Origin of the sequence: Winogradskyella bathintestinalis (assembly GCF_030407435.1) — a bacterium.
In the GTDB taxonomy this organism is placed as follows: Bacteria; Bacteroidota; Bacteroidia; order Flavobacteriales; family Flavobacteriaceae; genus Winogradskyella; species Winogradskyella bathintestinalis.
In genome coordinates this window covers 84,807-108,338 of the sequence record NZ_JASDDK010000001.1, presented here as the reverse complement: position 1 = coordinate 108,338, position 23,532 = coordinate 84,807, and the positions used below count along the sequence as shown (strand labels likewise).

Sequence of the window (23,532 nt, the reverse complement as noted above, 5' to 3'; positions counted from 1 at the left end):
GAAGAGATTCCTGCTTTCGCAGGAATAAAATGGGAAAAGTAACAGGTTTTAAAGAATTCGAAAGAAAAGATGAGTCATACAAACCCGTAAAGGATCGTGTAAAACATTATAATGAATTTACGGTTCCTTTAAAGGGTAAAGAGATGACCGAGCAAGGATCACGTTGTATGGATTGCGGAATTCCATTTTGTCATAGTGGTTGTCCGCTTGGTAATCTCATTCCAGATTTTAACCACATGGTGCATCAAGGTGAGTGGCAAAAAGCCTCTTGGATTTTACATTCCACAAATAATTTCCCTGAATTTACAGGTCGTTTGTGTCCTGCACCTTGTGAGCAAGCATGCGTTTTAGGAATTATTGAAGATCCAGTATCAATAGAAAATATCGAAAAAAATATAGTTGAACGCGCTTTTAAAGAAGGTTGGATAAAACCACAACCACCAAAAGTGAGAACAGGAAAAACGATTGCTGTCGTTGGTTCTGGACCTGCTGGTTTGGCGGCTGCACAACAATTAAATAGAGCTGGTCATACAGTCACTGTTTTTGAGCGTGATGATGCTATTGGAGGATTATTACGCTACGGAATTCCGAATTTTAAAATGGAAAAAGGCATCATAGATCGTCGTTTAGCGATTCTTGAAGCAGAAGGCATTGTATTTAAAACCAATGTAAATGTTGGTGTGAATTACGATGTTGAAGAGTTGAAAAAGTTTGATGCTGTTGTGCTTTGTGGAGGAGCAACTGAAAGACGTAGTTTACCAACACCTGGTATTGATGCAGATGGAGTAGTGCAAGCTATGGACTTTTTAACGCAGCAGACAAAAACTGTTTTCGGACAGAAAATAAAAGATCAAGTTTTAGCAACTGGTAAAAATGTGATTGTAATTGGAGGTGGTGATACGGGAAGTGATTGTATTGGTACATCAAATCGTCAAGTTGCAAAATCGGTAGTAAATTTTGAGATTATGCCAAAACCACCAGGACATCGTTCGCCAGCAACACCTTGGCCATATTGGCCGTTGCAATTAAAAACATCGTCTTCTCATAAAGAAGGGGTAGAGCGTAACTGGTTAATCAATACTAAAGAGTTTGTTACTAATGCTAAAGGAAAATTAACAGCTTTAAAAACGGTTAATGTAGAATGGGAAATGATTCCTGGCGAGCGTCCAAAATTAATTGAAATTCCTGGTACAGAGAAAACTTGGAAGTGTGATTTAGCATTGTTGGCACTTGGTTTTACAGGTCCAGAATCTACAATTGCAGATCAATTAGGGTTAGATAGAGATGTGCGTTCTAACTACAAGGCGAGTTATGGAAAATACCAAACTAACATACCAAATATATTCACAGCAGGAGATATGCGAAGAGGGCAATCTTTAATCGTTTGGGCAATTTCTGAAGGTAGAGAAGCAGCCAGACAAGTTGATATTTACTTAATGGGTAAATCAGATTTGGCGACTAAAAACGAAGAAGGCGATTTAGTGGCCTTATAAGGAATTTATATTACTTCTGTTACTATAAATTCTTAGGGTTAATTTATAATTAGGGTAGAAGATAAAAGCATCTGAAATTCAGATGCTTTTTCTTATTGTCTGACAATTGTTAATGTCTGGATTTCAAAACAGACTCAATATCTTCAAATCTAAAGCCCTTAGCTTTCAATAGAATTAAATAATGATACATTAAATCCGCAGCCTCATTTTTAAATAAATCGGCGTCATTATCTTTGGCCTCAATAACCAATTCTACAGCTTCCTCACCTACTTTTTGAGCGACTTTATTTATACCTCTTCTGTACAATGTATTAGTGTACGAATTCTCATCGTTAGTATCAATTCTTTCATTGATGGTTTCTTGTAATTCGTATAAAAACCCTTTAGATGTTTCTTCTTTAAAACACGAGGTACTTCCTGTGTGGCAGGTAGGGCCTTTTGGTTCTGCTTTAATTAAAATGGTATCGTTATCACAATCAATTTGGATGTCTTTAACTAATAACAAGTTTCCTGATTCCTCACCTTTTGTCCACAGTCGGTTTTTACTTCTGCTGAAAAACGTGACTTTGTTTTCGGCTTTTGTTTTTTTGAAAGCTTCATCATTCATATACCCTAACATTAAAACCTGTAAGGTGTTATTATTTTGAATGATTACAGGAACTAATCCATCTCCTTTTGAAAAATCTATGTCCATCGTATTGCTATGTTTTCGTTTTTTAAATATTGTTTTAATTCCGGAATTGGTATTTCGCCATAATGAAAAATACTCGCTGCCAATCCTGCGCTGGCCTGTGTAGTTTCAAACAAGGTTTTAAAATGTGTTTTTGTTCCTGCTCCTCCAGATGCGATTACTGGAATATTAACCAATTCGCTTACTTTTTCAGTAATGTCTAGCGCAAATCCAGCTTTTGTACCATCATTATTCATGGAAGTCAATAGTATTTCGCCTGCACCTAAAGTTTCAACTTGCTTTACCCATTCTAATGTTTTTAGAGGTGTTGCTGTTCGTCCGCCATGAACAAACACCATCCATTCCCCATCAACAAATTTCGTGTCTATCGCAACAACACAACATTGACTGCCAAATTGTCTCGCGATTTGTGTAATCAACTCTGGATTTTTAACGGCTGAAGAATTTACACTCACTTTATCGGCTCCAGCTTTTATAACACTAGAAACGTCTTCAATGGTATTAATGCCGCCTCCGACAGTAAAAGGAATATTGATTTCTTCGGCAATATGAGTAACTAGCTCTACTAAGGTTTTTCGCTTTTCTACGGTTGCAGTAATATCTAGAAACACCAGTTCGTCAGCTCCATGCTCAACGTATTGTTTGGCGAGTTCAATTGGGTCTCCAGCATCTCTAATACCCACAAAGTTAATTCCTTTTACAGTTCTACCGTTTTTGATATCTAGGCAAGGTATGATTCGTTTCTTTAACATAATTTCTGAAGTTCTTTTAAGGAAATATTTCCTTCATAAATGGCTTTTCCAAGAATAACTCCTTCGCAACCAATGTCTTTTACCAATTCTAAATCTTTCAGTGATGAAACACCTCCACTTGCAATTAATTTCACATTAGATTCTGATATGATTTCTCTATATAAATCGTTGGACGTACCTTGAAGCATTCCATCTTTTGCTATGTCCGTACAAATTACATATTTAACACCCTTAGATTCGTAGTCTTTTATAAAATCAACAACATCTAATTCTGAAGCTTCTAGCCAGCCATTAGTGGCAATTTTTCGGTCTTTACAATCCGCACCTAAAATGATTTTTTCAGGACCATAATTTTCTAGCCATGTTAAAAACACATTAGGATTGTTGGCTGCAATACTTCCGCCTGTAATTTGATTTGCACCACATTCAAAAGCGATTCTTAAATCATCATCTGATTTTAGTCCACCGCCAAAGTCGACTTTTAGATGCGTTTTAGAAGCAATAGTTTCTAAAATTTTATGATTGACAATATGCTTGGATTTTGCGCCATCTAAATCTACTAAATGCAAGTATTGAATGCCACTGGCTTCAAATTCCTTGGCGACTTCTAGAGGGTTTTCGTTATATACTTTCTTCGTGCTGTAATCGCCTTTAGTGAGTCGAACACATTTTCCGTCGATGATATCTATAGCTGGTATTATTCTCATAAATTCCTGCGAAAGCAGAAATCTCATCCTACTTTCTTGTTTTTTTATTACTTTATTAGACCTGCTAGGTCCACTTTATTTTTTTACAATTCCAAAAAATTCTTTAACAATTGTGTTCCCACATCAGCCGATTTTTCTGGGTGAAATTGTGTCGCATAAAAGTTATTATGTTGAATTGCCGTTGCAAAAGGTAAAATATAATTGCATGTAGCAATAGTTTGTTCGTTTTTTTCAGCATAATAACTGTGAACATAGTACATGTCCTCATTCGTTTTTATATCGTGAAAAAGTTTCCCATTAACATCTGAAAAACTATTCCAACCCATGTGTGGTACTTTTTTATTTGGTGGAAATTTTTTTACTTGTGTATTGAAAATGCCTAGACATTGTGTATTGCCTTCTTCACTATAATCACACATTAATTGCAAACCTAAACAAATTCCGAGCATTGGTTTTTCAATAGCCCTAATAACCTCGTCAAGTCCTTTATCTTTTAAATATTTCATCGCAGAACTCGCTTCGCCAACACCGGGGAAAATGACTTTGCTTGCATTTAAGATTTCAGTTTTATCGTCTGTAATTATGCTTTCGTAACCTAAACGATTTAAGGCATTTTGTACAGAACGGATGTTGCCTGCGTTGTATTTAATAATTGCTATCATTTTAATTTTTGATGTATAATTTACGATTTTCGAATGCGATTCAGAAAAATTGAAACTTAGTGGTATGTCTAAATCTGAAATCGTAATTCAAAATTCGTAAATCACAAAGTTCCTTTTGTACTTGGGATCGAAAAATTACTAGTTTTCGAAACGGCCATTTTTATAGCTTTTGCAAACGCTTTAAAAATAGCTTCAATTTTATGGTGTTCGTTATCGCCATCCGCTTTAATGTTTAAATTACATTTAGAGGCATCGCTAAAGGATTTAAAAAAGTGCATAAACATTTCCGTGGGCATTTCTCCAATCATTTCACGTTTAAATTCGACTTCCCAAACTAACCAAGGCCTCCCACCAAAATCGATGGCTACTTGCGCCAAACAATCGTCCATAGGTAATAAAAAGCCATAACGTTCAATACCTCGCTTGCTTCCCAAAGCTTCAATAAAAGCCTCGCCGAAGGTAATAGCAACATCTTCAATAGTATGATGCTCGTCAATTTCTAAATCGCCATTGACGTTTACAAACAAATCGATATTACCATGTTTGGATATTTGTTCTAACATGTGGTCAAAAAAGCCTAAACCAGTTGAAATATTATTTTTTCCTGAACCGTCTAAATTTATTTCAACTTGGATATCCGTTTCATTAGTTTTTCTAACAACGTTGGCTGTTCTCGGAATCGCTTTTAAATAATTATAAATCTCTTCCCAAGATGTGGTAGTTAAAGTGGCATAATTACTGGTGTCATCACTCATATAAATACCTTTACTCCCTAAATTTTTTGCTAATTCAATATCGGTTGCTCGGTCTCCAATGACATATGAGTTTTCTAAATCATAATTTCCATGAATGTATTTTCTTAATAATCCTGTTCTCGGTTTTCTAGTTGGTGCGTTATCTTCTGGAAAACTTTTGTCAATTAGAATTTCTGAAAATTCCACATTTTCATTTTTAAACGCTTGAATTATTTTGTCTTGTGTAGGCCAAAAGGTATCATCAGGAAAAGAGTCCGTACCCAATCCATCTTGATTCGTAACCATAACTAGTTCGTAATCTAGTTCTTTGGCAATACGTGATAACCATTGAAAAACACCTGGATAATATTCCAGTTTTTCTAAACTATCGAGTTGAAAATCGATTGGTGGTTCTATGGCTAACGTGCCGTCTCTGTCTATGAATAATACGCGCTTCATGTCACTTTTATTTTCAGCCCAAGTAGGTTGTTAAAATTTACTTGGGCTTTGTTAATTAACTATTTTTTAGTGCTTTTATTAGTTGTTGGTTCTCTTCGGGCTTCCCAACAGTAATTCTTATGCTATTTTTTACTAAACTATTTCGGTTTCTAGTGATTACTTTTTGTTCCACTAAATTTTGATATAATTGATTAGCATCATCAACTTCAACTAATAAAAAATTAGCATCAGACGGATATATCTTTTTTATGATATCTAAAGTTTTTAATTCTTGAATTAATTTTGCTTTTTCTTCGAGTATTATTCGTTTGTTAGATTCAAAAGTACTCCGATTATCTAAAGCCTCAATAGCAGCTTTTTCATTTAGCTGACTAATATTATAAGGCATTTTAACCTTGTTCAGCAATTGCACAATTTCTTTGCTAGCATAGGCAATTCCAATTCTTGCAGCCGCTAAAGCCCAAGCTTTGCTAAAAGTTTGAGTCACGATAAGATTAGGGTAAGATTCAAACGATTTGCTCCAAGATTCGCGATCGCTAAAATCCGCATAAGCTTCATCGATTACAACAATACCTTTGAAGTTTTTTAAGATAAATTCAATATCAGAAGCATTAAAACAATTGCCAGTAGGATTGTTTGGCGAACAGATAAAAATCAACTTTAAATTGTCATCATTAAAATATGGTGTTAAAGCATCTGTATTTATCTGAAATTTATCATTCAAAGGAAGCGTTATCAATTCAATAGCATTAATATCAGCAGCTACTTGATACATGCCGAATGTTGGTGTAAACGTTAAAGCTTTATCTTGATTTGGATTGCAAAAAATACGATAAATTAAATCGATTATCTCATCACTACCATTTCCAACAAATATATTGTTGCTGGAAAGTTTTTTATAATCTGCGAGCTTTTGTTTTAGTATTTTTTGATCTGAATTTGGATAACGGTTCAACGTGCCAAAAGGATTTTCGTTGGCATCTAAAAACACACCATCGTTACCTTTAAATTCATCGCGCGCACTAGAATAGGGTTGCAGTGCTAAGATATTTTGGCGAACTAAAGTCTTTAAATTAAACATGGTTAATCGATTTTAATCTTAATGTTACAGCATTTTTATGCGCATCCAAACCTTCTGCTTCAGCCATTAATTCTATTGATGGACCGATGTTTTTAATGCCGTCTTCATTCAAGTTTTGGAAGGTTATTTTCTTTACAAAACTATCGAGTGAAACTCCACTGTAATTTTTGGCATAACCGTTTGTTGGTAAGGTGTGATTGGTGCCACTAGCATAATCGCCAGCACTTTCGCAACTGTATTTTCCTAGAAATACCGAACCTGCATTTGTAATTAGATTTATGTAATCTGAAGCATTATCGGTAGCGATAATTAAATGTTCTGGAGCGTATAAATTGCTAAATTCTAAACATTCGTCAATAGAGTTTAGCAGAATAGCACGACTAATTTTTAAAGCTTCGGAAGCAATATTATTTCTTGTTAATTTGCCAAGTTGCTTTTTTAGTTCTTGTAGAGTTCTATTAATGATATCCTCATTGTCGGATAACAAAATCACTTGACTGTCTGGGCCATGTTCTGCTTGTGATAACAAATCGGCAGCCACAAACTCAGGATTACTAGTTTTGTCCGCAATGACCAAAACTTCACTAGGACCAGCTGGCATATCTATGGCAACTCCATCTTGCTGAATCAATTCTTTAGCTTTTGTTACGAACTGATTGCCTGGTCCGAATATTTTATAGACTTGCGGAATCGTTTCCGTTCCATAAGCCATAGCTGCAATAGCTTGCGCACCACCAACTTTATAAATCTTTGAAATGCCAACAAGGCTAGCTGTATACAGAATAGCAGGATTTATCTGTCCTTCTTTATTTGGTGGTGAACATAAAATGATCTCTTTACAACCCGCCAATTTAGCAGGAATTCCCAACATTAAAATGGTAGAAAATAAAGGAGCAGAACCACCAGGAATGTACAAGCCGACTTTTTCAATACCCACAGATTTACGCCAACATTTTACGCCTTTTGTGGTTTCTATAATTTGTTCCTTTTCCTTCTGACTTTTGTGAAAAGTCTCAATATTTTCTTTTGCTAGATTGATGGCATCTTTTAAATCTTGAGGAACTTGGTTGATGGCGAATTCAATTTCAGAATTTTCAACTTGAAGTGACTTTAGAATTACATTGTCAAACTTTTCAGCATATCCTACTAAGGCTTTGTCCTTGTTAATTTTAACGTCTTTGAGAATGTCAAGGACAACAGCATCTAGCTTTTGCTTTTCAAAAACCGGTCGTTCTGCGAGCGAGTTCCAGTCGGAAGCATTAGGGTTTTTATACACTTTCATTACATGACCATTTTATCAATTGGAACGACTAAAATGCCTTCTGCTCCAGCATCTTTTAGGGCATCGATATTATTCCAAAATTTATCTTCATCAATTACAGAGTGTAACGAGCTCCAGCCTTTTTTTGCCAATGGTAATATCGTCGGACTCTTTAAAACGGGAAGTATCGCAGTGACTTCATCTATTTTATCCGTTGGAACATTCATCAAAACGTATCGTGAGTTTTTAGCTCTTAAAACCGCTTGAATTCTGAATACAAGTTTTTCTAAAATAGCTTCTTTTTCAGAATTTAAATTACTGTTTTTTGCTAAGACCGCTTCAGATTTTAAAATTACTTGTGTTTCTCTCAGCCCATTTTTAAAAAGGGTACTGCCCGAACTTACAATATCGCAAACACCATCTGCTAAACCAATATTTGGTGCAATCTCTACAGAACCAGAAATGACGTGAATGTCAGCTTCAATATTGTTTTGTTTTAAAAACGTATTAAGTGTATTTGGGTAAGACGTAGCTATCTTTTTTCCGTTGAAATAGGTCGCCTTATCTGATGCGATTGATTTAGGTACAGCTAAAGAAACTCTGCATTTTGCAAAGCCTAGTTTTTCAACAATTTCAGTTTTTTTCTCTTTTTCAATCAGAATATTTTCACCAATTATTGCAATGTCTACGACACCGTCTTCAATATATTGTGGAATATCTGAATTTCTCAAATACAATACTTCTAAAGGAAAATTCTGTGCTGAAACTTTCAGTTGATCTTTTCCGTTATCGATTTTAATACCACAATCCTTTAAGAGTTTTAAAGAATCTTCATTTAATCGTCCGCTTTTTTGGATGGCAATTTTTAGTTTACTCATTTTAATTTAATTAATAGTATCTAAATAAATCAATCGTGCAGAATTAAAAAAACCCGACTGATTTATTCAGACGGGTTTGAAATATTTTTAAATTACATATATCAATTCCTGCTCGCCTGAATGCAAGTATGAAAATGATGATGATGTGTTTGACTAAAAGTCATTAGATTTTAATTTGAGTGGCAAAAGTAGTATTTATTTTTGGATTACAAAATATTTTTTTGCTAATCCGACAGGGCAGAAAATAATTTCGACTTCACTAAAAGAGTAGCTAATAGGATTTACTTAATGATTTCTGATAAAATAAAAGCTCATGAAGTTGGAAACTTAGCTCGAATATCTTCCAAGCACAAATTATGAATACTCCCAATGTGAGAGTGTTCTTTACCCAAATCTGGCTTGTAAGTTCCGGCTTGTACTTGGCTTCCAATTTTTTGATAGGCTTCTCTAAAACTCATACCGTCAACCACTAAATTATTGATGCTATCTACCGTAAATAAGTATTGGTATTTCTCATCGTTGAGGTCAATATCCTTTACGATGATTTGTTGAATTGAATAATTAAAAATGTCTAAAATGTCTTTCACATCTTCAAAGGCATTGATGATGTTTTCTTTCAGTAATTGAAAATCTCTATGGTAACCACTTGGTAAATTATTCGTGATTAATAACATTTCAGAATGTAAGGCTTGAATTTTGTTGCACTTGCCTCGAATTAATTCGAACACATCAGGATTTTTTTTGTGTGGCATAATGCTACTTCCTGTGGTTAATTCATCTGGAAACGTAATAAAGCCAAAATTCTGACTCATATACAGGCAAATATCCATAGCAAAACGAGCCATAGTATTACATAAGCCGCCTAATGCATTGGCGATAGCACGTTCACTTTTTCCTCTACTCAATTGAGCAGCAACCACATTATATTTTAAAGTCGAAAACCCAAGTGTTTTGGTGGTAATATCTCTATCAATAGGAAATGAACTTCCGTAACCAGCAGCCGATCCTAATGGGTTTTGGTCGGCAATTTTTGAAACAGCATTTAAAACGTAAATATCATCAATCAACAATTCCGCATAGGCAGAAAACCATAAGCCAAAAGAGGAAGGCATGGCCACTTGCAAATGTGTGTAACCTGGTAAAAGTTTGGTTTTATGCGTTTCAGCGAGACCTAGAAGTGTATCGAAAAACGTCTTCGTTTTGTCGTTTATGATTTGAAGGTTCTCTTTATAGTAAAGTTGAAGTGCCACTAAAACTTGATCGTTCCTAGAGCGTGCTGTGTGGATTTTTTTTCCGACGTCGCCTAAAGTTTTCGTGAGTTCATGCTCAATTTTAGAATGTACATCTTCAAACGAATCTTCGATGATGAATGTCTCGTCTTCAATGGACTTTGCCAAAATTTCTAATCCTAATTTCAGTTGTTCTAATTCTTCCGACGTTATAATGTCTATGGATTCTAACATGATGGCATGAGCCAACGATGCTTGCACATCATATTTGGCGATATGCATGTCAATTTCACGGTCGTTACCAACGGTAAATAATTCTATTTTTTTATCTATTGAATAGCCTTTGTCCCACAACTTCATAGTTTCAAAATTTTAGTTTTTTAAATAAAATATAGAGATTAGACCGCTTCGCTGTTAGAAAATAAATCGCTCACTCATTGAATAAAAATCTAGACTTTTTTCTATTATCCTTTCTCTATTTTCTTCTTTTTACAATATCTTCTCCAACAATTTAATATACAAATCAACACCTTCCTCAATCTCAGCCAAATAAATAAACTCATCTGCAGTGTGTGAACGTGTGCTATCGCCTGGCCCTAATTTTAACGATTGACAAGTTAACACAGATTGGTCAGATAACGTTGGCGAACCGTAAGTCTTTCGTCCTAATTCGATTCCTGCCTTTACCAGTTCGTGATTAATCGAAATTGAGGACGAATTTAATCGTAAACTTCGCGCTTTAATGCTTGAGCATGGCGATTCTTTCGTTAAAATATCTGCAATTTCTTGATTCGAATATTTGTCATTTACACGCACATCAATCACTAAATCTACTTCTGCAGGTACGGCATTATGTTGTTTCCCGGCATTAATTTGTGTAACTGTCATTTTTACGTCACCTAAAGCTTGAGATGATCTTTCGAATTTATAATTTTGAAACCATTTTAAAACAGCAATAGTGTTGTAAATTGAATTGTCATTATTTGGGTGTGCAGCATGACTGGCTGTTCCTTTAACCTGTGCATCAAAAACAACCAAACCTTTTTCGGCAACGGCTAAATTCATTAAGGTTGGTTCTCCAATAATACCGACATCTATTTTTGGAATGACGCTCAACATACTATTCAATCCGTTTGGCCCACTACTTTCTTCTTCAGCAGAAGCGACAATTACTAAATTATAATTCAGGTCTTTTTTATCATAGAAATAAGTGAACGTTGCGATTAATGATACTAAACATCCACCAGCATCATTACTACCTAAACCGTATAATTTTCCATCTTCTACATTGGCTTTAAAAGGGTCTTTGGTGTAACCGTTGTTTGGTTTTACGGTATCGTGATGTGAGTTTAGTAATAAATTTGGTTTGTTGTCGTTGAAATATTTGTTGGTGGACCATACATTATGATTATTCCTTTTAAATGGGATATTATGCGCTATAAACCAATTCTCAATCAGCAAAGCCGTGTTGTCTTCTTCCGAGGAAAATGACTGCGTTTCTATTAATTGCTTTAGTAAAACAATGGCTTCTTTTGTTAGTTTTTCAATCATTCTGTAATGGTTGTATGTTTGTTGTTGGTATTGAAAAGCATGTCTGATTTTCCAATACAAACTTTTTGAACGTTTTGGTTTATCGCATGAAAACAGTTATCTAATTTCGGTAGCATGCCTTCGAATATAATATTGTTTTCTTTTAATGTTTTGTAGCTTTGAGTGTTGATGTTCTCAATAACAGAATCAGCGTTTTCAACGTCTTCAAGAACACCATTTTTTTCGAAACAATAATACAATTCGGTGTTGAATATTGACGATAATCCAATGGCTAATTCTGATGCAATAGTGTCTGCATTCGTGTTTAATAATTGTCCGTTTTCGTCGTGAGTTATGGCACAAAAAACTGGTGTTATGTTGTTTTTTAATAACACTTCTATAGCCTTAGTATTTACTTTTTTTACATCGCCTACGAAGCCGTAATCAATAGTGTTAATCGGTCTTTTTGCTGAAACAATAGTGTTGCCATCTGCACCAGAAAAACCGATCGCATTGCAGTTATTAGCTTGCAATTGAGCGACGATAGTTTTATTGATTTTTCCAGCGTAAACCATCGTAATGATATCTAAAGTTTCACCATCTGTGATGCGTCTGCCTTCGGTTATTTTTACAGGAACCTTCATTTGGGTTGCCAACTTAGTGGCTAATTTTCCACCACCATGAACCAAAATTTTTGGACCTGATATTGTAGCAAAATCTTTAATGAATGAAGCTAATATTTCTTCATTATCGATGATGTTTCCACCTATTTTTATGACTTTTATTGTTTTCATCTTGTGCTCGCGTAAGCGAGTATCTTTTTAGTTTAGACCTGCTGGTTTTTTGTAACCTGCTAGGTTTTACTTAGATTATAATTCTTCCAATATCTGCTTCAATACCACTTGCGCAGCATAGGTTCTATTATTCGCTTGTCGAATAACCACGGATTGCTCACTATCCAAAACCGCATCTTCTACAACCACATTTCGTCTAACAGGTAAACAATGCATAAATTTTGCTTTACCTAATTTCGTTTTGGTCATCATCCAATTTTCATCTTGGTTTAATATTTTTCCGTAATCATTATAACTGCTCCAATTTTTCACATAAACGAAATCAGCATTTTTTAAGGCTTCGTCTTGATTGTGATTGATAATTGTATTTTTCGTGACTTCTTCACTTAATTCGTAACCTTCAGGGTGTGTAATGGTTAAATCTACTTCTAAATTTTGCATCATCTCTACAAACGAATTTGGAACCGCTTGAGGCAAGGCTTTTGGGTGTGGTGCCCACGACAACACCACTTTTGGTTTCACTTTTTCTGTGAGTTCAGTAATCGTAATGGCATCTGCTAAGGCTTGTAAAGGATGCGCTGTGGCAGATTCCATATTCACAATCGGAACTGTGGAGTATTTTATAAAGTTATTGAGTACATATTCCGATTCGTCTTTGGCTTTATCCTGTAAGGTGGGAAATGCTCTCACTGCAATCACATCTGCATATTGCGAAATAACCTGTGCAGCTTCTTTAATATGTTCTGACGAATTGCCATTCATAATTGTGCCATCTTCAAACTCAATATTCCAAGCATCATTGACGTTTAAAATCATGACCTCCATGCCCAAATTTTTTGCTGCTTTTTCTGTGCTCAATCGTGTTCTTAAACTCGAATTAAAAAAGAGCATCACTAAGGTTTTATGTGTTCCTAAATCTTGAAACTCAAAAGGGTTCATTTTTAATAAAATGGCATCCTTTATGGTTTCGGAAAGGTTGGAAATATCTTTTATTTTGGTGTAGTTTTTCATGTTCATTTCCCACGAAAGTGGGTGTCTCTTTAATTTGACTTATTTTGTACGTGTGACCGCTAAAGTCCCTTCTAGGGTGTTTTTAAAATTCCTATTTTTCGTTTAATTCTTGTTTTAACGCTTCAAAAAACAAATCAATATGCTTTTCTTGAATCGTTAATGGTGGAAGAATTCGTAATAAATTAGGATTTTTTGCACTTCCTGTAAATATATGATGATCGAAAATTAATTTTTTCCGTAATTCTGAAATAGGAAATTCGAATTCTAAACCCATCATTAATCCTCTCCCTTTTATCGATTTCAAACTTGGTAAAGCCTTAGCCTTTTCTTGAAAATAGTATGAAATGTTAATAGCATTTTCCATCAGCTTTTCATCTTCCAAAACCTCTAAAACTGAAAGGGTCGCTGCACAAGCCAAATGATTGCCACCAAATGTTGTTCCTAATAAACCGAAAGACGCTTCAATCGACGGATGAATTAAAATGCCACCAATTGGAAATCCATTTCCCATGCCTTTAGCGATAGAAATAATATCTGGTGTAATGTTATGCTTTTGAAAAGCAAAAAAGTCGCCAGTTCTTCCAAACCCAGATTGTACTTCGTCTGCAATTAAAGCGGTGTTATATTGCTTGCACAGCTTTTCAAGGCCTTGATAAAATTCAGTCGTGCTTTGGTCTAAACCTCCGACCCCTTGAATAAATTCTACGATTACAGCACAAGTTAAATTTTGTTTTAATATGGTTTCAACAGTTTTTAATTCGCCTAATTCTACAAAATCGACTTCTTGTTGCGCGTTTATTGGTGCAACAATTTTTGGGTTATCAGTTGCCGCAACAGCTGCAGATGTCCTACCATGAAATGAATTTTTAAACGCTAAAATTTTCTTTTTTTTGTTATGAAATGAGGCTAATTTTAAAGCATTCTCATTGGCTTCGGCACCAGAATTACACAAGAATAAATGGTAATCCTTGCAGCCAGAAAGTTGCTCTAATTTGTCTGCCAGTTCAACTTGCAACGGATTTTGAATCGCATTGCTGTAAAACCCAAGTTTTTCAACTTGCCTAGAAATGGCGTTCACATATTTTGGGTGTGAATGTCCTATGGATATTACAGCATGACCACCATATAAATCTAAGTATTTCACGTTTTTGTCATCGTAAACGTACATGTCTTTGGCGCTAACTGGTGTGATATCGTAAAGAGGGTAAACATTAAATAAACTCATATCTGCTCTTTTTTAATGTTATTAATTTTATTAAACGAAGCCACCATGCCTTGAATTAAAGACGAGCTCAAGCCTTTGTGTTCCATTTCATTCAAACCTTCAATGGTACAACCTTTTGGTGTGGTAACTCGGTCAATTTCTTCTTCAGGATGGTCTCCATTGGTAATTAATAAATTGGCAGCTCCTTCACTGGTATACATCGCTAATTCTTGGGCCTCTTTAGCGTCGAATCCCAATTGAATTGCCGCTTGTGTTGTGGCACGAATCAATCGCATCCAGAACGCAATGCCGCTCGCACAAACCACCGTTGCAGCTTGCATTTGAGATTCTGGAATAGCCAGAGTGTGTCCTAACCTGTTGAAAATCGCTTCGGCAATTTTAATCCGTTTCGCTCCTTTTTCGTTACTGCACATGCATGTCATGGATTTACCCACAGCGATGGCTGTGTTAGGCATGGCTCTGATAATGAATTGGTCTGTCCCAACGATAGTTTCAATCTGTGGGATTAAAAAACCAGTTATCGTTGAAATTAAAACATGTTTGTCTGTTAAATGAAGTTTAATTTCATCTAAAATGTTTTCGAAATGTGCTGGTTGAACAGCAAAAATTAATATATCGGATTGTTTAACTGCATCAATATTATCTGTCGTTAAGACCACATTTTTATACCCATCTAAATCTTGGATAGAATTTAAATTTCGTTTGGTTAAGTATAATGTCGTAATCGCATTGTTAGTGATAAGTCCTTTGGCGATGGACTTTCCTAAATTTCCTGTTCCTATAATTGCTATTTTCATGTTTACTGACCGCGAAAGCGGTTATCTTTTTCGCCTGACCTGTTTTGGGACATCTTCCCAAAGGAAAGAATGGCGAGATTAATTGTTCTTGTTTTATAGACCTTATAGTGTCGAGGCTTCGGGTTTAAGACCTGCGAGGTCTGGTTATGTTCTAAAAATAATTCGCCTTCAAATTTAATCCTTCAGTTTCTTCATAACCTAACATTAAATTCATGTTTTGAATGGCTTGTCCTGATGCTCCTTTTAATAAATTATCAATGATGCTGGTGACCAATAATTTGTTATTGTGTCTATGTAAATGAAGCAAACATTTATTGGTGTTTACGACTTGTTTTAAATGAATATCTTCATCTGAAACAAATGTGAAGGCAGCACCTTTGTAGAAATCGTTAAACAATGTTTTTGCGTCGTCAATTGAACCTCTAAATTTGGTGTAAAGTGTAGCGAAAATTCCTCTTGAAAAATTCCCGCGATTCGGCATAAAGTTGATTTCAGAATTAAAACTACTTTGCAACTGATTCACCGTCTGATTAATCTCTCCTAAATGCTGATGTGAAAAAGCTTTATAATGAGAAAAATTGTTGTCTCGATATGTAAAATGGGTGGTTTCAGATAAAGACGTTCCTGCGCCAGTTGCTCCTGTTACCGCATTAATATGAATATCATCATGTAATAAATCTGCTTTTGCTAAAGGTAATAATGCCAATTGAATCGCAGTAGCAAAACAGCCAGGATTAGCGATGTAATTGGCTTTTTTAATCGCTTCTTTATGTAATTCTGGCAGACCGTAAATAAACGTTTTTCCGTTAAATATTTCGTCTTTTGTTAATCTGAAGTCGTTACTTAAATCAATGATTTTTGTCGTTTCTGAAAAACTATTTTTTTCCAAAAAGGCTTTCGAATTTCCATGGCCTAAACACAAAAATAATACATCAACTTCAGGGTTGATTTCACTTGTAAAATTCAAATCCGTAGAACCTAATAAATCTTGATGAATTTTACTGACTTTGTTTCCAGCATTGGTGGTGCTATAAATAAAATCGATTTCCACTTTAGAGTGATGCATCAGTAGTCGTATTAATTCACCTGCCGTGTAACCTGCGCCTCCAATTATTCCTATTGTTTTTTTCTTCATTATCATTCTATTTTTACACCTTTAATGAGCTACACTCGGTATCTCAAAGGAAAACATATTTTCTATTCGATAATCCTCAAGGGGACAATATTCCAATTATTCGTGTAGATTGTCCCCTCGAGCAGACTTTATTGGTGTGTTTTCCTAACTATTTACTTGTTGGTATATCTTATTCTGATTTCCAAAAATCTTGATAAACCCTTTAGCTTCATCTGCGGTCCATCCTTTGTTTTCCTCTCCATAACTTCCGAATTTGGTATTCATTAGATCATGTTTGGATGTTATACCATCTAATGAGAAATGATAAGGTTTTAGAGTAACCATAACATCTCCCGAAACTTTATCTTGGCTACTTAGTAAAAAGGCTTCCATATCTCGCATAACTGGGTCTAAATATTGACCTTCGTGTAAATGCATACCGTAAAAGCTCGACAAATAATCTTTATGCTGCAATTGCCATTTGGTTAAAGTATGCTTTTCTAATAAATGGTGTGATTTGATGATGATTAACGCTGCGGCAGCTTCAAAACCAACACGTCCTTTAATGCCAACAATAGTATCTCCCACATGAATGTCCCTTCCAATTGCATAAGTCGAAGCCAAATTGTTTAAGACCTGAATATTGATTTCTGGGTCATTTCCAATACCATTAATAGCGACTAATTCACCTTTAGAAAACGATAAAACTACTTTCTCAGGGTCTGAGTGTTTTAATTGCGATGGATAAGCTGAGTCTGGTAAAGACTTTTCAGAAGTTAAGGTTTCTTCGCCTCCAACACTTGTTCCCCAAAGTCCTTTATTAACTGAGTATTTTGCTTTGTTCCAAGACATATCGATTCCGTTATCAATTAGGTAATCAATTTCTTGTTGTCGGGTTAACTTGCCATCTCTAATTGGTGTAACGATTTCAATTTCTGGGGCTAAGGTTTGAAAAATCATATCAAAACGGACTTGGTCGTTTCCTGCTCCTGTGCTGCCATGGGCAATATATTTTGCTCCAATACTTTTTGCGTATTGTACAATTTCAATAGCCTGAATGATACGTTCTGCGCTAACAGACAGAGGATAGGTGTTATTTTTAAGTACATTTCCAAAGATTAAATACTTAATGACCTTATCATAATATGAAGCAATGGCGTCGATATTTTTATAAGTTGAAACACCCATTTTATAGGCGTTATTTTCAATGGATTTTATTTCTTCCGCTGTAAAACCACCTGTATTCACACTTACGGCATGAACATCATATCCTGCTTTTGATAAACTTACTGCGCAGTATGAGGTGTCTAAACCTCCACTATATGCTATGACTAATTTTTTCATTTTTTATCTTTTTTTAGGAACATGTTTTGTTTTATAAGTTTCAATCGTGTCCATACTTTTTTATCGTATTTGTGATTATGTGTTTTTGCCGCTTCCTTTTTTAAAGGATCGTATAACATGCCAGTACATAAGCACATTTTTTGTTCTGTTCTGGTAAGAACATCGAAATTTTTGCAGGTTTGGCAGCCTTTCCAGAAGGATTGATCATCGGTTAATTCTGAAAAAGTAACCGGTTTATAGCCTAGTTCACTATTCATTTTCATAACCGCCAATCCTGTGGTGATACTGAATATTTTGGAATCGGGAAACTTGGTTCTTGAATGTTCAAAAATCACTTGCTTAATTTGTTTGGCAAGCCCTTGATTTCTAAAATCTGGATGCACAATAAGTCCGGAATTGGCTACAAACTTACCATGACCCCATGCTTCAATATAACAGAAACCTGCGAATTTGTCGTCTTCTAAAGCAATGACGGCATTACCATTTTCCATTTTGGTTATAATGTATTCGGGTTGTCGTTTTGCAATACCAGTACCTCTAACTTGTGCGGCTTCTGCAATGGTTTCACAAATGAGCTCAGCGTAAATACTATGTGATTTATCAGCAATAACAATTTTCATACTATTGACCGCGAAAGCGGTTATCTCTTTAATTAAACTTTGATTTTATCTTTATTTTTGAGATTCCCACTTTCGTGAGAAGTAGCAAGAAGAACCGGACACACCTTAGTTCCTAATATAAATCGTACCCAAAAGGGCGACGATTGCGTATAGTAGGTCGATTAGTAAATATAACGAAAAGTGGTAAAAAATGTGATGAATTGTTCAAAATGAAAAAATTAAAATTGATTAACTAAATGGTTTAAAGAAGTTCCATTAGCGACGTCGCCTGTTGGACAACAAGCTTGTGGGTCTTTCAATTCTATTTACATGATTAAACATAGTGTAAATTTAGAATTAAAATTTAATAATTGTCCTAATCTCTTTTATTTTTTTAAATTTTTATGAAATTCATAATTCTATTAAATAAAACTGTAATTACTTCATTTTAAATCATTCTGAAACTGCTTTTTTTAAAGTATATAATCTGTACTCACAAAATTGGACGCTTTTGAGTCCATCAAATCTTTTAAAATAGCGTTGTTATAATCGTTGTCTTTTGAAGCGACAAAAGTTCTGATTGAAAACGAACGCAAGGCATCATGTACACTTAAAGTTCCAACGGCTGAATCCTTTCTTCCTGTAAATGGATATACATCTGGTCCACGTTGACATGAACTGTTCAAATTTACACGGCAGACCAAATTTACAAGTGTATCGATTAGTGGCGCTAAGGTTTTTATATCTTTTCCGAACAAACTAACTTGTTGTCCGTAATTGGATTCTGCCATATCATCTAATGGTTCTTCAATATCTGAAAATGGCACCACCGGAATTACAGGTCCAAATTGTTCTTCTTGAAATACGCGCATATCTTTAGTCACAGGATATAAAACAGCTGGGAAAATATAATTTTCTGTAGTTTCTCCACCTTTTTCATTAATCACTTTTGCACCTTTTTCAGTAGCATCGTCAATTAATTCTTGAATATATAACGGTTTATCTGGTTCTGGTAATGGTGTCAATTTAGCGCCATCTTCCCATGGATTTCCAAATTTAAGAGCATCAACTTTTGCCGAAAATCGTTTGTTGAATTCTTCCACAATATCTTCATGTACATATAAAACTTTTAAAGCTGTACATCGTTGACCGTTAAAAGAGGTTGTTCCAGCAATACATTCGTCAATGGCTAAATCCAAATCCGCATCAGGTAAAACAATCGCCGGATTTTTAGCTTCCAAACCTAAAACCAAACGTAATCTATTACTTTTTGGATGTTGATTTTGTAAGGCATTTGCTGATTTACTGTTCCCTATTAAAGCTAGAACATCGACTTTACCCGATTGCATAATTGGTGCAGCTACAGTTCTTCCTCGACCATAAATAATATTGACAACCCCTTTTGGAAAACTATCTCTAAACGCTTCTAGCAATGGCGAAATCAACAACACGCCATGTTTAGCAGGTTTAAAAATGGCTGTATTTCCCATAATTAATGCAGGAATCAATAAAGCAAATGTTTCATTTAAAGGATAATTATAAGGCCCTAAACAAAGTACAACTCCTAATGGGCCTCTTCTAATATGTGCGTAAACACCAGAATTTTTTTCAAATTTGGCACTATTTCGATCCATTTGTCTGTAATCTTCAATCGTGTCGTAAATATAGTCTACCGTTCTATCGAATTCTTTTTCTGAATCTGGAAGATTTTTTCCGATTTCCCACATTAATAATTTTACTACTTCATCACGCTTGGTTTTCATTTGTTCCACAAACTTTTCCATACAGGCAATTCTATCCACAACCTTCATTGTTGGCCATAATCCTTGACCTTTATTATAGGCAGAAACAGCAGAATCTAAAGCTTTAATCGCTTCTTTTTTTCCTAAGGTTGGAATGGTTCCGAGTAATGTAGGCTTATAATCTTCGGTCGAGGAAATGGTTGAATACACTTTAGATGTTTCACCTCGCCATGGAATTAGGGCACCGTCTGTTAAATAGGTGTTTTGTTCGACTAATTCTTTTATTTGAAATTGTTCTGGAATATTCAGAAATGTTGAAGTCATAATAACTTATTTTAAACTATTAATTATTAGTAATAAAGATACTAAAGACATTTTTTTAGATGGTTAAGTATATGTTAAGCTATGAGGATTATACCAAAAATTGAAATAGATCGGGTTTGTCATTTAAATAATCTCCAAAGAAATTATTGAGTTTCATTTTGGTAATTAAGGGTTCTAAATCTTCAGGGGATTTTAGTTGTAGTCCAACTACCGCAACATCGTTCTCTCGGTTGGCTTTTTTGGTATATTCAAAATGGGTAATATCATCTGTAGGCCCTAAAATATCAACTACAAATTCTCTTAAAGCTCCTGCACGTTGTGGGAATTTAATAATGAAATAGTGTTTTAAATTGGTGTATATTAAAGCGCGTTCTTTAATTTCTGCCATTCTTGTGATATCATTGTTGCTACCACTAATAACGCAAACGACATTTTTACCTTTAATTTCTTCAGAAAACTGCTCCAAAGCACAAAGACTTAAGGCTCCGGCTGGTTCCACAACGATAGCATCTTTATTGTATAAATCTAAAATCGTCTGACAAATTTTACCCTCGTCCACGGTAACCACACGATGTAAAGTTTCTTTACAAATGGCAAAGCTTAAATCTCCAACCCGTTTCACGGCCGCACCATCCACAAAATTATCTATGGATTTTAACTCTGTATTTTTATTGGCTCTAATAGAAGTTAACATGGCTGGCGCACCTTTGGGCTCTACACTAATAATTTTGGTTTGCGGTGATAAAATTTTAAAAACCGTTGATAATCCTGCTGCTAATCCACCACCTCCAACTGGGACAAAAACGTAATGTATAGGATGTATTTTTACTTGATCTATAATTTCTAAACCAACTGTGGCTTGTCCTTCAATAACTTTTTTATCATTAAATGGATGAACAAAAGTTTTGTTCAGTTCTTCACTTTGCTGCATAGCAGCATGATAAGCATCGTCGAAAGTATCACCAATTAAAACGACATCTACATAATCTTCACCAAACATTTTAACCTGCTCAATCTTTTGGTTTGGTGTTGGCGAAGGCATAAAAATAGTGCCTTTTATTTTTAAGAGTTTACAGGAAAGTGCCACACCTTGTGCATGATTTCCTGCACTTGCACACACAATTCCATTTTCAATCTGACCGCTATCTAAGGATGAAATTTTATTATAAGCCCCTCGAATTTTGTAGGAACGCACTTCTTGTAAATCTTCTCTTTTGAAATAAATGTTCGCCCCAAAATGCTTAGAGTATCTAGTATTTTTAATCAAAGGTGTTACTGCAGCAATACCATTTAATTTTTCAGCGGCAGCTTCAATATCTATTAAGGTGGGTCTGTATGTGGTTTTTGTGTTTTCCATGTTTACTTCCTACTATAGCAGAAATCTCTTATTTAAATTTTTCCTAATCACCCCAAAAGTCCCCTCAAGGGGACACCCTCTGAACAATCTTATAACTATTATCCTCTTGGGACTTTAGGGGTGTATTTATCACCATATATTTATGTTTACGCTAAAACCGAATCTTTAACTTCAACATCAGATTTTATAACTTTCATCGCTGTCATTGCCGTACGTAAACGTTGGCCAACAGCCTCAATAGGATGATTTCTTATGGCATCATTAATGGCAATTAATTCTACATTGTCTACTCCATTAGAATCTGAAAATGGTTTTCCGATGATAGAGGTGTCAACGGTTTTCATGAAATCCGTTAATAAGGGTTTACAAGCATGGTCGAATAAATAACAACCATATTCTGCCGTGTCGGAAATAACTCTATTCATTTCAAATAATTTTTTTCGTGCGATGGTGTTGGCGATTAATGGTAGTTCATGCAAAGATTCATAATAAGCAGAATCTTCAATGATTCCTGCAGCCACCATAGTTTCAAAGGCTAATTCTACACCAGATTTTACAAATGCTACTAATAAAACACCATTATCAAAATACTCTTGTTCAGAAATGTGCTCTGAAGTTAGTTCAGTTTTTTCAAAAGCAGTTTCTCCTGTTGCTTCTCGCCATTTTAATAAGTTGACATCGTCATTTGCCCAATCTTCCATCATCGTTTTTGAGAAATGACCAGAAATGATATCGTCCATGTGCTTTTCAAAAAGTGGACGCATAATGTCTTTTAATTCTTCAGATAAATTGTACGCTTTAATTTTTGCTGGATTCGATAAACGGTCCATCATATTGGTAATACCTCCATGTTTCAACGCTTCAGTAATCGTTTCCCAACCAAATTGAATAAGTTTAGCCGCATAACCCGGTTCAATACCGTTTTCAACCATTTTATCGAAAGATAAAATCGCTCCAGTTTGAAGCAAACCGCATAAAATGGTTTGTTCTCCCATTAAATCACTTTTTACTTCTGCAATGAAAGACGATTCTAAAACTCCAGCTCTGTGACCTCCAGTTGCTGCAGCATAAGCTTTGGCCTGTGCCCAACCTTTTCCTTCTGGGTCATTTTCTGGGTGTACAGCTGTTAAGGTTGGAACACCAAATCCTCTTTTGTATTCTTCACGTACTTCTGTCCCAGGACACTTTGGTGCCACCATAATTACCGTTAAATCTTCACGAATTTTTGTGCCTTCTTCTACAATATTAAAACCATGAGAATAGCTCAGCGTTGCGCCTTTTTTCATTAAAGGCATAACCGCTTTTACGACATTGGTATGTTGTTTGTCTGGCGTTAAGTTCAATACCAAATCGGCCGTCGGGATTAATTCCTCATAAGTGCCCACAGTAAAATCATTAGACGTTGCGTTTTTATAAGAATCACGTTTTTCACCGATGGCTTTCTGTCTTAAAGCATAGGAAACATCTAATCCAGAATCGCGCATATTCAATCCCTGATTTAGGCCTTGAGCACCACAACCCACAATTACGATTTTTTTTCCTTTTAAAGCGCTTACACCATCTTCAAATTCTGAAACGTCCATAAAACGACACTTTCCTAATTGCTCTAATTGTTCTCTTAATGGTAATGTGTTGAAATAATTTGACATTGTTACTTTTTTTAGATAATAGAAGTTAGATGTTAGAAAATAAACTGATAAATTTTCAGTCAAAACATCAAAACTTCTATTTATTCATTTTTTTATATT

21 protein-coding genes are annotated in these 23,532 nt (G+C 35.1%); 1 reads left to right on the top strand and 20 read right to left on the bottom strand.

What is annotated here, in order from left to right; translation table 11 throughout:
- The first annotated feature begins 29 nt into the window (after positions 1-29).
- Positions 30-1,493, top strand: a complete 1,464-nt coding sequence (locus tag QMA06_RS00370; protein WP_290204900.1) for a glutamate synthase subunit beta — start codon at positions 30-32, stop codon at positions 1,491-1,493.
- A 109-nt stretch (positions 1,494-1,602) separates the two neighbouring features.
- Here QMA06_RS00370 and hisIE read toward each other — a convergent pair whose 3' ends face one another.
- From hisIE to ilvC, 20 genes are all read right to left on the bottom strand, one after another.
- Entirely contained in the window at positions 1,603-2,187 is a 585-nt protein-coding gene (gene hisIE / locus QMA06_RS00365; protein WP_290204899.1) for a bifunctional phosphoribosyl-AMP cyclohydrolase/phosphoribosyl-ATP diphosphatase HisIE, read from the bottom strand.
- On the bottom strand, positions 2,178-2,936 hold the full coding sequence (hisF, locus tag QMA06_RS00360; RefSeq protein ID WP_290204898.1) for an imidazole glycerol phosphate synthase subunit HisF: 759 nt from the start codon (positions 2,934-2,936) through the stop codon (positions 2,178-2,180). Before hisF ends, hisIE begins: the two co-directional genes overlap by 10 nt.
- On the bottom strand, positions 2,930-3,643 hold the full coding sequence (gene hisA / locus QMA06_RS00355; protein WP_290204897.1) for a 1-(5-phosphoribosyl)-5-[(5-phosphoribosylamino)methylideneamino]imidazole-4-carboxamide isomerase: 714 nt from the start codon (positions 3,641-3,643) through the stop codon (positions 2,930-2,932). Before hisA ends, hisF begins: the two co-directional genes overlap by 7 nt.
- Positions 3,644-3,726: 83 nt before the next feature.
- A complete protein-coding gene (gene hisH / locus QMA06_RS00350) occupies positions 3,727-4,305 on the bottom strand; it encodes an imidazole glycerol phosphate synthase subunit HisH (protein WP_290204896.1) in 579 nt (192 codons plus the stop codon).
- A 101-nt stretch (positions 4,306-4,406) separates the two neighbouring features.
- Positions 4,407-5,498 carry a bifunctional histidinol-phosphatase/imidazoleglycerol-phosphate dehydratase HisB gene (gene hisB / locus QMA06_RS00345; RefSeq protein WP_290204895.1) on the bottom strand — a complete coding sequence of 364 codons (1,092 nt, stop codon included), beginning with the start codon at positions 5,496-5,498 and terminating at the stop codon, positions 4,407-4,409.
- Positions 5,499-5,553: 55 nt separating this feature from the next.
- Positions 5,554-6,579 (bottom strand): histidinol-phosphate transaminase, encoded by a 1,026-nt coding sequence (hisC, locus tag QMA06_RS00340; protein ID WP_290204894.1) that lies wholly within the window; start codon positions 6,577-6,579, stop codon positions 5,554-5,556.
- The gene (hisD, locus tag QMA06_RS00335; protein WP_290204893.1) at positions 6,572-7,861 is read right to left on the bottom strand and encodes a histidinol dehydrogenase; all 1,290 of its coding nucleotides are present in this window, start codon (positions 7,859-7,861) and stop codon (positions 6,572-6,574) included. The genes hisC and hisD overlap by 8 nt, the downstream gene beginning before the upstream one ends.
- A complete protein-coding gene (gene hisG, locus QMA06_RS00330) occupies positions 7,861-8,718 on the bottom strand; it encodes an ATP phosphoribosyltransferase (protein WP_290204892.1) in 858 nt (285 codons plus the stop codon). Before hisG ends, hisD begins: the two co-directional genes overlap by 1 nt.
- Positions 8,719-9,029: 311 nt before the next feature.
- Positions 9,030-10,307, bottom strand: a complete 1,278-nt coding sequence (argH, locus tag QMA06_RS00325) for an argininosuccinate lyase (protein ID WP_290204891.1) — start codon at positions 10,305-10,307, stop codon at positions 9,030-9,032.
- Between the two features lie 129 nt (positions 10,308-10,436).
- On the bottom strand, positions 10,437-11,498 hold the full coding sequence (locus tag QMA06_RS00320) for a M20 family metallo-hydrolase (RefSeq protein WP_290204890.1): 1,062 nt from the start codon (positions 11,496-11,498) through the stop codon (positions 10,437-10,439).
- Positions 11,495-12,271 (bottom strand): acetylglutamate kinase, encoded by a 777-nt coding sequence (gene argB / locus QMA06_RS00315; RefSeq protein ID WP_290204889.1) that lies wholly within the window; start codon positions 12,269-12,271, stop codon positions 11,495-11,497. The genes QMA06_RS00320 and argB overlap by 4 nt, the downstream gene beginning before the upstream one ends.
- A 75-nt stretch (positions 12,272-12,346) precedes the next feature.
- Positions 12,347-13,282: an N-acetylornithine carbamoyltransferase gene (locus tag QMA06_RS00310; protein ID WP_290204888.1), complete on the bottom strand. Its 936-nt coding sequence runs from the start codon at positions 13,280-13,282 to the stop codon at positions 12,347-12,349.
- A gap of 91 nt (positions 13,283-13,373) precedes the next feature.
- Positions 13,374-14,507, bottom strand: a complete 1,134-nt coding sequence (locus QMA06_RS00305) for an aspartate aminotransferase family protein (RefSeq protein WP_290204887.1) — start codon at positions 14,505-14,507, stop codon at positions 13,374-13,376.
- A complete protein-coding gene (proC, locus tag QMA06_RS00300; protein WP_290204886.1) occupies positions 14,504-15,304 on the bottom strand; it encodes a pyrroline-5-carboxylate reductase in 801 nt (266 codons plus the stop codon). Before proC ends, QMA06_RS00305 begins: the two co-directional genes overlap by 4 nt.
- Positions 15,305-15,455: 151 nt before the next feature.
- Positions 15,456-16,439, bottom strand: coding sequence for an N-acetyl-gamma-glutamyl-phosphate reductase (argC, locus tag QMA06_RS00295; RefSeq protein ID WP_290204885.1), 984 nt, complete (start codon positions 16,437-16,439; stop codon positions 15,456-15,458).
- Positions 16,440-16,583: 144 nt separating this feature from the next.
- Complete coding sequence (locus tag QMA06_RS00290; RefSeq protein WP_290204884.1) at positions 16,584-17,762, bottom strand: argininosuccinate synthase; 1,179 nt, start codon at positions 17,760-17,762, stop codon at positions 16,584-16,586.
- Positions 17,759-18,382 (bottom strand): GNAT family N-acetyltransferase, encoded by a 624-nt coding sequence (locus tag QMA06_RS00285; RefSeq protein WP_290204883.1) that lies wholly within the window; start codon positions 18,380-18,382, stop codon positions 17,759-17,761. The genes QMA06_RS00290 and QMA06_RS00285 overlap by 4 nt, the downstream gene beginning before the upstream one ends.
- Before the next feature lie 452 nt (positions 18,383-18,834).
- Positions 18,835-20,427 carry an NADP-dependent glyceraldehyde-3-phosphate dehydrogenase gene (locus QMA06_RS00280; protein WP_290204882.1) on the bottom strand — a complete coding sequence of 531 codons (1,593 nt, stop codon included), beginning with the start codon at positions 20,425-20,427 and terminating at the stop codon, positions 18,835-18,837.
- Positions 20,428-20,515: 88 nt separating this feature from the next.
- Complete coding sequence (gene ilvA / locus QMA06_RS00275; RefSeq protein ID WP_290204881.1) at positions 20,516-21,784, bottom strand: threonine ammonia-lyase IlvA; 1,269 nt, start codon at positions 21,782-21,784, stop codon at positions 20,516-20,518.
- A 146-nt stretch (positions 21,785-21,930) separates the two neighbouring features.
- A complete protein-coding gene (gene ilvC / locus QMA06_RS00270) occupies positions 21,931-23,433 on the bottom strand; it encodes a ketol-acid reductoisomerase (protein ID WP_290204880.1) in 1,503 nt (500 codons plus the stop codon).
- Between the last annotated feature and the right edge of the window lie 99 nt (positions 23,434-23,532).